Here is a 12888-nt window from a genome sequence, read left to right as displayed (position 1 = left end):
CGCCGCCGGATCACTCATGCGACCGACCCCAAGCGGGGCGCGCGCCCCCGAGAGCGCTAGTGCAACTGTGGTGGGGCCCAGGCGTGGTGGCGAAGGATCATACGTGTTGCGGCGCGGGAGGGTGTCAGCCTCATCGCCGTGTTGCGCAGGGTGACGGCCAGTGGGCGGGAGAGCTGCTGGCCCATCCGCCCGGCCTGTCGCGCGGCTCGGGCGACCGCTTGGCTGCGTGGGCGGCGCTCGGCGTCGTAGCGGGCGAGCGCCGATTCGACGGTGGGCTCGGTGGCGAGGGCGGCGGCCAAGGTGACTGCGTCCTCCAGCGCCTGGCAGGCGCCCTGTCCGAGGTTGGGGGTCATCGCATGTGCCGCGTCGCCGAGCAGCGCGATCCGGCCGATGGCGTACGAGGGGAGCGGAGTGCGGATTTCGTTGACATCGTGGTGCAGCACGGCGGCGGTCCGGGTCGCGTCCAACAGTGCGGGGATCGGATCGTGCCAGTCACGGAACCTTCGACGCAGTTCGGCCAGCGGGTCGGTGAACCGCGTCCCGGCGGGCAGGTTGAGGACGGCGTGCCATTCGGCCCGCCCGTCACGGAAGGCGAGGTGTCCGAACTCGGCCCCCTGCCCCCAGGTCAGCTCGAAGTCGGTGCGCAGTTCTACCGTCTGCTCGGTGATGGCGCGCAGCACCGTGGAGCCGCTGTAGACCGGGCCGGGGTGGGCCGGGAAGAGAAGGCCGCGCACCTTGCTTCCGACTCCGTCGGCCGCCACCACAAGATCGGCTTCCAGGATCGTGTCGCCGCAGCCGACTCGAACGGCCCCGGGGCCGGTCTGCCGGACCGAGTCGGCCTCGGTGCCGATCAGCAGTGTCTCGACGGGCAACGCCTCACGAAGCAGCCGGTGCAAGGTGGAGCGAGGGATGCCCATGATCGGCGCGCCCACCGCCTTCTCCAGCACCGCGCCGTCCATCCGGGCCAGCCAGCTCCCCGCCGGCGTGCGGGTGCCGCCGCTGTACTGGCCTCGCGAGGCATCCCGTACCGCCTCGCCGACGCCGAGTTCGTCCAGTGCCCGCAGCCCGTTGGCGGCCAGTGAGATGCCGGCCCCCGCGTCCTGAAGCACGGCCGCGCGCTCGAGGATCCGCACCTCCCATCCGATGCGGCGCAGGCCGATCGCGGCGGCCAGCCCGCCGATGCCCCCTCCGACTACCACTGCCGTGTTGCCCATGCCGAAGCCCCCGTTCTTCTACATCCGTAGAAAGTGACCCTACCTGAGGCTCTACAGGTGTAGAAAGGAGGCATGGCTTCGGAACGGCGCACCTTCCTCGCGGACGCGGCTCTCGACGTACTCGCCGACGAAGGGATCCGCGGGCTGACCCACCGGGCGGTCGACCGCAAAGCGGCTCTGCCGCCCGGCACCACGTCGGCGTACTTTCGCACCCGGGCCGCGCTGCTCACCGGACTCGTCACCCGCCTTGTCCAACTCGACCAGGCAGAGCTGCGAACGACGGCCGAGGCTCTTCCGCCCATCCGCACCGCCGAGGAACTGGTGGAAGGAATGGCGCTGCTCACCCGACAGCGACTCACCGGGGAGGGTCGCCGCCGCTCGCTCGCCCGTTACGCCTGCGCCGTCGAGAGCGTGCGCGACCCCGAGCTGCGCGAGATCCTCGTTCCCCGCCAGAACGCCGGCCGCGAGGCCGTCCGGCAGTTCCTCGCCGGCCAGGGCGTGACGGATGTCGAAAACCGCACGCACACCCTGCTGATCTGCGTCGACGGACTGGTCTTCGACCGGCTGGTGAGCGGCGGCGAAGTACCGCGCGAGTCTCTTGAAGGCATCGTCGCCGCCGCCCTGCGTTGAGGACCCGGCCGCCCACGGTCCCGGCCCCAGCGGCGTGCCCTCGGCCCCAAACGCGCCTCCTGGCCGCTCGCGCCGCGACGAGCCCCGAACGCGGCGGGACGGACGCATGGTCCAGCGGACCGGGTTTTGGCGAACCGGAGGCCGGACGCGGTCACCTCAGAGGCTCACGCGGTGACCTCAAAGGCTTGTGCGCTGGGCGGCGTTGAAGCGTGCCTTCTTCTGGCGGTTCCCGCACGTGTTCATGTCGCACCACTTGCGGGTGCGGCTCTGGCTGGTGTCGAAGAAGGCGGCTCGGCACGACGGTGACGCGCACAGGGCCAGTTTCCCGTCCCGTTCGCCCGCGAGGATGTCGATCGCGTCGGCCGCGATCACGCTGAGGGCGTCCTCCACGCGGGACGTCGAGCTCAATTGCCATCGTCGCTGACCCTGTGGCGTGAGGATCGCCGCGGCCCGGCCCTGGACGCTGCGGTCGTTGATGACGTGGACGGCAGTCGGGGGAAGGGCTTCCTGGCGGGCGGCCGCCGTTGCCGCCGCGTGAATCGACTCCCTCAACTCCCGGGCCAGGGCGAGCTGGGCAGGGGCGCAGGAGTCCACGGCCAGGCCGCTCACTGTCAGCCAGTCGACCAGTCGCCCCGGCGTGGGAATGCGCTCCACGGCGTCGCCATGACGCTCCGACAGAGTCCCCGTGAAGCTGGTCGCCAGCACCTTGCCGAGGCGGAAATCGGGGAAGGCAGCACGCATGGAACCACCTTAGCCGGTTGCGGCGGTCTCCGGAGAGCTGTTAGAACCGTCTTAGCCGGTTCTGCTCTGGATCGCGGCCGGTTCCGCGAAGGCCAGGAGGTCTCATGCCCCGTCCGACATGCGACGTACAAGCATTTGAAGCCCACGCGACCGACGCCGACCTCAACGATCTGCGAGCGCGACTGCCCGCGGCGCGCCTGCCGGAGGCCGAGACGGTCCACCGCGCCGCGCCCGGTCCCGGCCGATGGGATCAGGGTGTTCCGCTCGCCGACCTCATCGAGGTCGTGAACTACTGGCGCACCGGCTATGACTGGCGGTCGTTCGAGGCGCGCCTCCATGGGATCGGCCAGTTCCGGACGAGCATCGATGATCTGGGCATCCACTTCCTGCACCGTCGATCGACGCGCGCGGATGCCACCCCTGTGGTGTTGACGCACGGCTGGCCGGGGAGCGTCGCCGAGTTCGTCGATGTGGTGGATGAGCTCGCGGATCCGCAAGACGCGGACGCGCCGGCGTTCCACGTCGTCGTTCCGTCGCTGCCCGGATTCGGATACAGCGACAAGCCGACCGCCGCCGGGTGGGGAACCGAGAGGATCGCGGCCGCGTGGGTGCGGCTGATGGGACGGCTCGGCTACGACAAGTTCCTTGCCCACGGCGGCGATTGGGGCGGCAACATCACGACCGTCCTCGGCGGCAGGTTCCCGGAACACGTGCTCGGCATCCACACCACGTTCGCGGAAGGGCCGCCCGGGTTGACGACGGACGGGTTGACTGCGGCCGAGCGCCAGTGGGCCGAGGAGACCCGCCATTTCTGGCGCCACCGGGCGGCATACGCGAAGCAGCAGGCGACGCGTCCGCAGACCATCGGCTACTCGCTCGTCGATTCCCCGGTGGGACTCCTCGCCTGGATCCTCGACAAGTTCGCCGAGTGGTCGGACACCGAGGACAGCCCGTTCGAGAGGATTTCGATGGACAGGGTTCTCGACGACGTCACCCTGTACTGGCTGACGCGGACGGGCGCGTCGGCGGCCCGCATCTACTACGAGAGCCACAACTCACTGGACCCCGAGCTGCGCGTCGACGTTCCGTCGGCGATCACCATGTACCCCCGCGACATCGAGAAGTGTCCACGGCCCTGGGCGGCGCAGCGGTATCGGCGGATCGTCAGGTGGGCGTCGCCCGACACCGGGGGACACTTCCCCTCGCTGGAGGTGCCCGAGTACTTCGTCAAGGACCTGCGGGAGGGCCTTGCGGCCGTGCTGGCGGCCCATCGGTGAGCGAGGTGGGCGCGGTGAGGGCGGTGGGCGTCGTCGGCGGGTGACCGTGACCGGGTCCGGGTCCAAGGCGTTGCCCCGCCGTCCACGATAGGCGGCGGGGCTCAACGCACCGGGCAGCGCGACGTTCGGATCCGCTCCGTCAGGGCCGACCCCGGCGGCTGTACAGCGCGATGCCGTTCGGCACGCGGCGTTCCAGGCCCTGGTCGAGGGTGTTGCGTACGGCCGCGTGCCCGGTCGTGGGGTCGCGGGTGACGAGAGTCGTGGAGGCGCCGCCATCCACGTAGGCACCTTCCGCGCAGTCCAAGTCCCGCAGAACGTCGGCGAGTTCGGCGAGTGTGAGTCCCGTGGCCGTCGACTCCCGGCCGTCGGTGGCGATCAGACGCAGCACATGGCCGTGGTGTGAGATGCCGACGGCCGTACGGGGATTGGCGGTGACGGCGTCGAGGCCGGGCAGGGGCTGGTGATCTCTGAGCAGGGGGTAGGCGCCCAGGGCGAAGGCGAACGGGACGGGGCTGGTGGACGCGAGACGGTAGTCGATGTCGACCGGCGTGCCGGGGGCGAGCGAGCGCAGCGCCTGCGCGCCGCCCTCGCGGCCGAGGGCGACCAGGGTCCCGGGCGGGATCGGTCCCTGGCCGGCGCCGGCGCTCGTGCCGCTGACGCGCCCGTGACGGATGGTCACCTCGAAGGCGTCGTGGGTGCAGGGCGCCCCGCGGTCGTGATCCGTTCCGCAGACGGCGCGGGCGCGCGAGGTGCTGCCCCACTGAGGGGTGAACACACCGATCGACCCCTCGGGGAGCGCGTATTGATTGAGGCCGCGCACCGTCAACGTGGTGTGCGGGGTGCGCAGTTGACCGAAAAGGCTCAGGCGCGCGGTGCGGGCCCGGCCGTCGGTGCCGACCCCGAAGACGTCCTCGCCGCTGTCGCCGGGGGGCAGGGATCCGCCGAAGCGCTGGGCGTCGGGGACTGCCGCTTTGAGTGGCCGTCCGGCGAGTACGGCGGCTCCGGACGCGGCGCCGGTGGCGGTGACGCCGGGGTGTTGTTCCTCGGTGATGTCGAAGAAGTCCCCGTTGACCGCGGCGACGGCTCCTTGACGGTCGGCCATGACGGACACGGGTGCCCGGTCGGCTACGGCGCCGGCGTACAGCAAGCCGGCCCGCACCCCCGGATGGCGGAGGTCGACGGTCAGCACATGGATCCGGATCGGACCGTGCGTGGTGGGAAGGGTGAACGCCCGGTACTCGATGCCCGGGGCGACGCGCTCGGTTGCCCCCGCACCACGCTGTGGGGCGGCCTGCGTGGTGGGGGCGGCGCAGAAGAGCAGGGAGACCAGAAGGGCGACGGCAGCGACGCGAACACGGCTCATGCGCCCAACATCTCGCCGCCCCCGCCCCGATGACCACCGCCGCGACGCACATCTGGCCGACACCACTCGCATGGCACGGGCCGCCCTGCCATGCGGGCCGCACCGGTTCGGCGTGCGATGGGCCAACTGCGCGCAGACCGGCGTGGATGGGGCGTTGGCGTCATCGGCGACCGTGCGACCTGCCCCGACACCTCATCTCGTGGCGCAAACGCCGCTCCGCAGCCATGGCGGTGGGCTCGGCGGGCGCCGGTGGATCGACCTCTGAAGTCGAGGCATCGCAGGGGGTTCGGCGGTGGGGGTGGTGGCGTAGGGGGAGCGTCGGGTTCTGCGTTGGCGGGATGGTTGATACTGGGTACCCGGCTGCTCTGGGTGGCGGGCTGCGGGGGACACCTCGCAGGGGCCGCCAAGGCGCCGCGCGACAAGGGGCGTTGGCTGCCCGGTTCATTCCGGTTCATCGAAAGGGAAGTGTGTGACCACCAGGCAGTCCCAGGACGGGCCCGCGCGGACGGCCGACGACCGGCTTCGGCAGCCCCAGCGCCAAGACGCCGCACCGGAGCGGGCGTCCACGGGGCTGATGGCGTTGCAGGCCGGTGCGGGCAACGCCGCGGTCGTCCAGATGCTTCGCCAGGCCGGCCACTCCTGGGCTCAGGAGCAGCACCAGCACGGGGCGGGCTGCGGGCACCAGCAGACCGAGCAGGCCGCGCCCGTCCAGCGCTCGGCGGTGCACGACGTGCTGCGCACCTCGGGCAGCCCCCTCGACTCCTCGGTACGTACGGACATGGAGGCCCGGCTCGGCGCGGACTTCTCCGACGTACGCATCCACAACGACAGCGCCGCGAAGGCTTCGGCGGCGGAGGTCGGCGCCCGCGCCTACACCTCCGGCAGCCACGTCGTCGTCGGTGAGGGCGGAGCCGACCGTCACACCCTGGCGCATGAGCTGACCCACGTCATCCAGCAGCGTCAAGGACCCGTCGCGGGCACCGACAACGGTTCCGGCCTCAAGGTCTCCGACCCTTCCGACCGCTTCGAGCGCGAAGCCGAGGCCAACGCGACGCGCGCGCTCAGCGGAGAGGCACCCGTCCAGCGGGCGGCCGGCCCCGACGACGCGGGGGCCGGGGACACGGGCCCGGGGGTGGTTCAGCGCGCGCTCGTCATCAACGGGAACGACGTTTCGCAGGAGTACAAGGCCGCGACGGCGACCGCCGACGACAGCCAGAAGGCGGCCATGCTGGACGCCAAGGTGAACCAGATCCTCACGGAGATGGACTCCGAGATCGGCGCGAAGTTCCAGCCGGACGAGCAGGCGAGCTTCCAAGCGGAGCGGCAGCGGATCACGGCACAGTTGCGCAAGGCCATCGTGGAACCGCGCACGATGAAGGGCATGCACCCGGTCCTCAAGGTGGAGGTCGGCAAGCATCCCGATTTCGGCGCCAAGAACCGTGACATCCAGGTCAACAATGTGGAGGAGCTGGCTCGGGGCCTGATGGGCTGGGTCTACGCCAAGGACAAGCGCAGGGAGGAGAAGCAGCGGGCGCACGGGGTGAAGACCAGCCCGGACGTCGAGATGTTCCTCAACTCCCTGCTGCTGCGCGTCAACTCCGCCACCGACAGCCTGAAGGCGAACCTCACAGCGGAACAGCGGGCCGTGATGGAGGAAGAGCTCACCACCGGCGTGGCCCACCTGAAGTCCCAGCCGCTGGTGATCGACCCGGCGACGGGCAACGAGGTCCACGACCCCAAGAAGGCCGGCAAGCCCTTCGGCGCGTACCTGACCTATTTCAGCCAGACGCACGGCATCGACCCCAAGTTCCAGCCCGGCCAGCCACTTGAGAGGCTGGCGACCCAGCTGCCCGGGGTGGGCGGTGGTATCCAGGCGGTCCTGCGCGACCCGGAGAAGCATTCGTTCCGGGACAAAATCATGGTGCTCCACGACGTGATGGAGTACTTCGGTCCGGCCCGGCACTTCCCGCCGACCATGGGAACCGACAAGCTGGCGGAGGTCGGGGGACAGGACATCCAGAGCACGGCTGGTATCAATCCCGTGACGGGCGCCCGGATCGAAACGACCGACCGCGGCCAGAACCTGGTGCCCAATCTGCGCAAGCCGGGGGAGATGAAGGAACACCCCTCCACGCGGAACGAACACTCCGACACCACCAAGTTCGCCCGGGCCCACCGGGTGCCGGTGTGGGCCGGCCAGTCCTTCACGGCGGCCCGCATGTTCAAGCTCGCCCAGGCGGCGGGCGGGACCAAGCGTGAGATCGCGGCGGTGGCCTGGGGGATCTTCGCCTTCTGGCGGCTGGACTTCGACCACACCACGGCGCTCGCGTACCACACGCTGCACGAAGTCATGGACATCGCCCAGAACTTCGGCGTCCCCTACGACATCAAGGACCAGTACGCGGGTCAGGCGGACGTCACGATGACCGCGCTGACGGACTCCCTCAAGGCCCTCGGGTCCACGGTGGACCACCATCGCCAACAGCTCGAACTCAGCACGCAGGGCCTCAGGAACCTCCAGAACGACGACACTCAGATGGTGACGGACGAACTGGAGCTCAAGTACGCCAACGCGTTGAACGCCGCCGCTGGCATCCAGAACGACATGGTGCGTCTCGCCCAGGGCATCACCGACCTGCTCGGCCGGGTGGCCCGCAACCCGCAGGGCCGGGAGAAGACCCTGCTCGTCCAGGACCTCCAGAGCGGTATCGCGGCTGTGCCCACCCAGATCGAGGAACTGAAGGCGCGCTTCAACGCCAACTGCGTCGTCTGAGGCCCGCGCGTCCTGGCCCCGACGACGGGGTCAACTGCCCTCAGCCGGTGCGCAGTCGGGGGCGTTCGCCCTGGGGTCCGAACATGATCAGGTACTCGACGGGGCCGCCCGGGCCGGCGTTCGCCACCGCGTGCGGGGTGCGGGTGTCGAACTCGGCGACGTCCCCGGCGGCCAGGACGAGATCCTGGCCGCCGAGCGCGAGCCACAGCCGCCCGTACAGGACACACAGCCATTCGTAGCCCTCGTGGGAGACCTGCCGGGGCCGCGCGGGCGGATCCTCGACGGCGGCCAGCACGTGCTTGTGGGCGTGCAGGCCGCCGACGTACCGAGTGAGCGGCAGCACCGCCTTGCCGTCGCCGAAGCTCGGCGGCCTCGCCGTGCGACGAGACCCGGCTCCCGGGGCGGGCTCGATGCCGGCGAGCTCGTCGAGGGAAACGCCGTACTCCTTCGCCAAGCGCAGCACCACCTCCAGGGTGGGCCCGCGCCGGCCGGTCTCGATCCGCGACAGCGTGCTCGGCGAGATGCCGGTCGCACAGCTGACGGCGGTGAGTGTGGCGCCGCACTGCTCACGGGCGGCCCGCAGCCTGGGCCCCATCGCCGTCAGCATGCCGGGCACGTCGTCGACAGCCACCGTCCCCACTCCCTTCGGTCACCCAGGTCCGCCCCTGTGTCCTGCAAGTTTGCCAGCTTGGCAAGACCGGTCGCACGGAACGGGTGCCACGCCTCATGATCGACGGGTAGCCGCGTCCGAGCCGAACCGAGGAGACGTCCATGCGCCCCGATCCGTCCACCGCCGCCCGCCACCGCACCATCGAGGCCCCGGCCGGGCGCCTGCATCTGGTCGAGCAGGGCAGCGGCCCGCTGGTCCTGCTCCTGCACGGTTTCCCCGAGTCCTGGTACTCCTGGCGCCACCAGCTCCCGGCCCTGGCCGCGGCCGGATACCGGGCGGTGGCCGTCGACGTGCGCGGCTACGGCCGCTCCTCCAGGCCTGACGACCGCGACGCCTTCCGGATGCTCGACCTGGTGGCGGACAACGTCGCCGTCGTGCGCGCCCTGGGGGAGGAGCACGCGGTGGTCGTCGGCCACGACTGGGGTGCCAACATCGCGGCGATCTCGGCATTGGTCCGCCCCGAGGTATTCCGTGCGGTCGCCCTCCTGAGCGTTCCCTACGCGCCGCCCGGCGGCCCCCGCCCCACGGATGTTTTCGGCCGGAGCGGAGGCCCCGCGCAGGAGTTCTACGTCTCCTACTTCCAGGAGCCCGGCCGCGCCGAGGCAGAGATCGAGCCGGATGTCCGGGGCTGGCTCGCCGGCTTCTACGCCTCTCTGTCCGCCGACACCATGCCCGCCGATGACGCGCCCGACCCGCACTTCGTCGCCCACGGTGCCCGTCTGCGTGACCGCTTTCCCGCAGCCGCCCTCCCCTTTTGGCTGACCGAGGACGATCTCGACGTCTACGCCGGGGAATTCGAGCGCACCGGCATGACCGGCGCACTCAACCGCTACCGCGCCATGGACCGCGACTGGGCGGACCTCGCCCCATACCGCGGCGCACCCATCAAGCAGCCGTCCCTGTTCATCGGCGGCGCCAGGGACGCCTCCACCACCTGGATGTCCGATGCCATCGACGCCTACCCCACCACCCTCCCCGCCCTGTCGGCCTCCCACATCCTGGAGGGCTGCGGTCACTGGATCCAGCAGGAACGCCCCGATGAGGTCAACGGTCTGCTGACCGACTGGCTCGCCACCCTTCAGGACTGACGACTTGCCCGGTCTCGGCCACGAAGACCGACTCAGCGCGGGCGACCCATGAAGCCGCGCTCCGGCAGGGCAGGGAGGCCATGGCGGTCCCGTGTGTCCTCGTCGAAGTCGTCAAGGAAGCCGTGCAGATGCTCTGCGAGGCGCGGCAGTGAGTCGACGGCGTAGAGGACGGGCTGGTAGCCGGCGACCTGGTAGGGCAGTCGGACGAGTTCGGGGATGTCGAACGGGCGGATGTCGGCCCGGGCGAAGTGCTCCAGCTCCCCGTAGGAGGAGAGCAGCGCCGCGCCGTACGCCTTGGGCTGCCCGTCCTCGTAGGCGATGCCGTACTCCAGGGTGAACCAGTAGACACGGCTGATCAGATCGAGCGCGTCGTCCGACTCCACCCGGGCCGCGGCCCGCCCCACCGTGCGGTACAGGTCGGCGAACCACGGGTCGCAGAGGTGGGTGCCGTGGCCGAAGACGTCGTGCAGGACGTCCGGTTCCGGGGTGTAGAGGGGCACGGCGGGGTGGCGTACGTACTGCACCGCGTGGAAGTAGCCGTCCGCCATGGCGCCCAGGAACCGCTTGTTGGGCACGATCCCGCCGGCCAGTGTGAACCGGAAGCCGCCGAGGGGCTGGAGGCGGTCGGAGACCTCCTCGTGCTGCGGAACACCGTCCGCCGGTACGGGCGCCGCCTCGCGCGCCCGCGTGACCGCCCGGCACACCCGCCCCTCCTGGGCCCGGGTGAGCGCGGCGTGCACCGTACGCCAAGTGGAGTGCTCGGACTCGCGATAGCGGACGGGCGGCGACGGGTCGCCCACCCGGTGCCCTTCGGCCGCGGCCACGATCGCGTCACGACGGCGGACGTACGCCGGGTCGGCGAACCCCGGATGATCATCCGCGTGGCCCAGACGTGAACCATTGGTATCCAGTGGGGTCTGCCGCAGCCAGTTGATCACACGGGCCATTCTCGGCGGCGTCACACGACAAGAGGCCGGGAACGCGCCGGGTGGCACATACGTTCCCCCGTCAGGACCACCCATGTGTCAGTTGCCATGCCCTGGCGCGCTTCGGTCTGGTAGATGACTGCGAAGCAGGCCGGGCCATCGAGTGGTCCGCAGGGCCATCAAGAGCTGAGCCTTGCTGCGCCTGCGCCCGCGCCTGCGCATGTGTACCGATACTCATGCACTCAACTTGCCTTCTCCCGCCAGGACTTGGCCGACGGTGCGGGACACGAGCCGTGGCCGACGTCCTGTTCCCGGCGAGCGCGATGTGACGTCCCATGAGACGTGCTCCCCTTCTAAAGGGTCGGATGGAACGTGCGGTGAGTTCCCTGACTTGGCCGAGTTCTGCATCACGCCGGCTCCATTGAGTGGGCCACCCCGTGAATTCGCGTACCGATCCGTGACGACGGCAGTTCGAGTGCAAGGATGAAGCCTGTCATGGATGCCGGGTGGTGTGCGCGTACGGTACGGGCCGCAGTGTTCGCGGCCATGTGCGTGCTGCTCGCCGCCCTGGGGCACATCATGATGTCGGGTTGCACTGTGCCCTGGTGGGCACTGCTGGCCGGGTTCGCGGCAACGGGCGGCGTCAGCTGGACGCTGGCCGGCCGGGAACGCGGGTTGACACTCATCGTGACGCTCGTGGTTGGCGCTCAGACGGTGCTCCACTGGGGTTTCGCGCTCGCGCAGACGGAGGCCGTACCGGGCTCGCCCGGCAAGGCGATGCGCACGATGCCGATGGGTTCGATGGACATGAGTGGTCTGCATGCCCACTCCATGACCATGCGGACGCACATGGGTATGGGCAGTGCGGTTCACACGAGCGCCGGTGAGGGCGGCCTGGGGCACTGGCTGATGAGCGGTATGCCGTCCTGGGGCATGTCCATGGCTCACCTGGTGGTCGCCGTGCTGTGCGGCCTGTGGCTGGGGTACGGCGAGCGTGTCGCATACCGGTTGCTGCGTGCCGTGGGCGGGTGGCTGGCCGCGCCGTTGCGGCTGGTGATCACCCTGCCCGCGCTGCCGCGTCGGCCCCGCCGTCTGGTGCGGCGCAGCCATTCGCGCTGGGTGCCGTGCCGTCTCCATCTTGTTCACGCGATCACCACTCGGGGACCTCCCACGAGGACCGCTGTCGTCTAGAACAGCGGTTTTCCCGAGGTCGCTTTTGGAAGTCGTCGACTTTCGCGCCTCGGTCCGCGGCCGTGCCCGCGTGCACGGCCGCCGTCCCCTTGTTGCTGGAACCGGCGTGTCCGCGCGCCGCTGTTCCACGCGTGATTCGTGAAGGACACAAGGTGCTTACTCCTGCCCTGCCCCCGTTACCTGGGCGTCGCAAGAAACGTAGGAAACACGAGAACACTCAGGAGGTCGACGAACTGATCACTGGATGGGCGCTGGAGGCCCGAGGCGGCGACGCCGACGCCGTCGAGCGGTTCATCCAGGCCCTGCACCACGACGTGAAGCGCTACGTCGCGCACCTGAGCGCGGACCCGCAGTCGGCGGACGACCTGACGCAGGAGACGTTCATCAGGGCGCTGGGCAGTCTGCACCGGTTCGAGGGGCGCTCCTCGGCCCGGGCCTGGCTGCTGTCGATCGCGCGTCGGGCGGTGATCGACGACTTCCGGCGTGCCGCCGCGCGGCCCCGCCTGGCCGATCGTCACGACTGGCGGCGTGCCGCCGAACAGACCCAGCCGGTCGACGTGCCGGGGTTCGAGGAGGGCATCGCGCTCCTCGACCTGCTGGCCACGCTGCCGGACGAGCGCCGCGAGGCGTTCATGCTCACCCAGCTGCTGGGTTTGTCGTACACGGAAGCGGCCGATGTCACCGACTGTCCCGTCGGCACGATCCGTTCCCGTGTCGCCCGGGCCCGCGGGACGCTGCTGGAGCTGCTTGCCGAGCCGGAGGAGCCCTGTCCGGACATCGGTGGTCCACTGCCGGCCATCGGGCCGTCCCGCTCCGCGGTAGCCGTCCTGGCAGCCGCGGCGGCCTGACGAACGGGAGGCTCGGTGTGTGCCCCGGCGGGCGGGCACCGAGCCTCACTGGCGATCCCCGTACGTCTGCCTCACGCAGCTGCCCCATGTACTTGGAAAGGGGCGGGACTTGGCCGGCTTCGGGGACGTGGGGGCCTGGAACGGGCGTTGTCGCTGCGTAGTGCCCT

The 12888-nt window shown here is 70.4% G+C and carries 11 protein-coding genes; 6 read left to right on the top strand and 5 right to left on the bottom strand.

Going from position 1 to position 12888, the window contains the following annotated elements:
- Positions 1 to 56 precede the first annotated feature (56 nt).
- Positions 57 to 1214: an FAD-dependent monooxygenase gene (locus tag ABR738_RS02975; protein ID WP_350228378.1), complete on the bottom strand. Its 1158-nt coding sequence runs from the start codon at positions 1212 to 1214 to the stop codon at positions 57 to 59.
- A gap of 72 nt (positions 1215 to 1286) precedes the next feature.
- On the opposite strand from ABR738_RS02975, the gene ABR738_RS02970 reads away from it, so the two are divergent.
- Positions 1287 to 1844: a TetR/AcrR family transcriptional regulator gene (locus ABR738_RS02970; RefSeq protein ID WP_350228377.1), complete on the top strand. Its 558-nt coding sequence runs from the start codon at positions 1287 to 1289 to the stop codon at positions 1842 to 1844.
- 177 nt (positions 1845 to 2021) lie between these two features.
- Here ABR738_RS02970 and ABR738_RS02965 read toward each other — a convergent pair whose 3' ends face one another.
- A complete protein-coding gene (locus ABR738_RS02965; RefSeq protein ID WP_350228376.1) occupies positions 2022 to 2585 on the bottom strand; it encodes a CGNR zinc finger domain-containing protein in 564 nt (187 codons plus the stop codon).
- 104 nt (positions 2586 to 2689) lie between these two features.
- Here ABR738_RS02965 and ABR738_RS02960 point away from each other — a divergent pair, with 104 nt between their 5' ends.
- Complete coding sequence (locus ABR738_RS02960) at positions 2690 to 3862, top strand: epoxide hydrolase family protein (RefSeq protein WP_350228375.1); 1173 nt, start codon at positions 2690 to 2692, stop codon at positions 3860 to 3862.
- A gap of 139 nt (positions 3863 to 4001) precedes the next feature.
- On the opposite strand, the gene ABR738_RS02955 is transcribed toward ABR738_RS02960, so the two are convergent.
- Complete coding sequence (locus tag ABR738_RS02955) at positions 4002 to 5225, bottom strand: phosphodiester glycosidase family protein (protein WP_350228374.1); 1224 nt, start codon at positions 5223 to 5225, stop codon at positions 4002 to 4004.
- Positions 5226 to 5799: 574 nt separating this feature from the next.
- Between ABR738_RS02955 and ABR738_RS02950 the strand changes: the two genes are divergently transcribed.
- A complete protein-coding gene (locus tag ABR738_RS02950) occupies positions 5800 to 7998 on the top strand; it encodes an eCIS core domain-containing protein (RefSeq protein WP_502964205.1) in 2199 nt (732 codons plus the stop codon).
- Between the two features lie 40 nt (positions 7999 to 8038).
- On the opposite strand, the gene ABR738_RS02945 is transcribed toward ABR738_RS02950, so the two are convergent.
- On the bottom strand, positions 8039 to 8629 hold the full coding sequence (locus ABR738_RS02945) for a helix-turn-helix domain-containing protein (RefSeq protein ID WP_350228372.1): 591 nt from the start codon (positions 8627 to 8629) through the stop codon (positions 8039 to 8041).
- Positions 8630 to 8769: 140 nt separating this feature from the next.
- Between ABR738_RS02945 and ABR738_RS02940 the strand changes: the two genes are divergently transcribed.
- A complete protein-coding gene (locus ABR738_RS02940; protein WP_350228371.1) occupies positions 8770 to 9756 on the top strand; it encodes an alpha/beta hydrolase in 987 nt (328 codons plus the stop codon).
- Between the two features lie 32 nt (positions 9757 to 9788).
- Here the strand turns inward: ABR738_RS02940 and ABR738_RS02935 are convergent, their stop codons facing one another.
- A complete protein-coding gene (locus ABR738_RS02935) occupies positions 9789 to 10703 on the bottom strand; it encodes a phenylalanine 4-monooxygenase (protein WP_350228370.1) in 915 nt (304 codons plus the stop codon).
- 513 nt (positions 10704 to 11216) lie between these two features.
- On the opposite strand from ABR738_RS02935, the gene ABR738_RS02930 reads away from it, so the two are divergent.
- Positions 11217 to 11873, top strand: a complete 657-nt coding sequence (locus ABR738_RS02930; RefSeq protein ID WP_350228369.1) for a hypothetical protein — start codon at positions 11217 to 11219, stop codon at positions 11871 to 11873.
- Between the two features lie 152 nt (positions 11874 to 12025).
- Positions 12026 to 12721: a sigma-70 family RNA polymerase sigma factor gene (locus ABR738_RS02925; protein ID WP_502964027.1), complete on the top strand. Its 696-nt coding sequence runs from the start codon at positions 12026 to 12028 to the stop codon at positions 12719 to 12721.
- Positions 12722 to 12888: the final 167 nt, after the last annotated feature.

The sequence above is a fragment of the Streptomyces sp. Edi4 genome, assembly GCF_040253615.1.
Lineage (GTDB): Bacteria > Actinomycetota > Actinomycetes > Streptomycetales > Streptomycetaceae > Streptomyces.
Note: the sequence above shows the minus strand (reverse complement) of the source record. Positions and strands in the feature narration are given on the sequence as shown.

Bases quoted from the DNA above. Each gene is read 5' to 3' on its own strand.
- ABR738_RS02935 (WP_350228370.1), bottom strand. From the start codon at position 10,703: ATGGCCCGTGTGATCAACTGGCTGCGGCAGACCCCACTGGATACCAAT.
- ABR738_RS02965 (WP_350228376.1), bottom strand. From the start codon at position 2,585: ATGCGTGCTGCCTTCCCCGATTTCCGCCTCGGCAAGGTGCTGGCGACC.
- ABR738_RS02960 (WP_350228375.1), top strand. From the start codon at position 2,690: ATGCCCCGTCCGACATGCGACGTACAAGCATTTGAAGCCCACGCGACC.
- ABR738_RS02970 (WP_350228377.1), top strand. From the start codon at position 1,287: ATGGCTTCGGAACGGCGCACCTTCCTCGCGGACGCGGCTCTCGACGTA.
- ABR738_RS02950 (WP_502964205.1), top strand. From the start codon at position 5,800: ATGGCGTTGCAGGCCGGTGCGGGCAACGCCGCGGTCGTCCAGATGCTT.
- ABR738_RS02940 (WP_350228371.1), top strand. From the start codon at position 8,770: ATGCGCCCCGATCCGTCCACCGCCGCCCGCCACCGCACCATCGAGGCC.
- ABR738_RS02975 (WP_350228378.1), bottom strand. From the start codon at position 1,214: ATGGGCAACACGGCAGTGGTAGTCGGAGGGGGCATCGGCGGGCTGGCC.
- ABR738_RS02955 (WP_350228374.1), bottom strand. From the start codon at position 5,225: ATGAGCCGTGTTCGCGTCGCTGCCGTCGCCCTTCTGGTCTCCCTGCTC.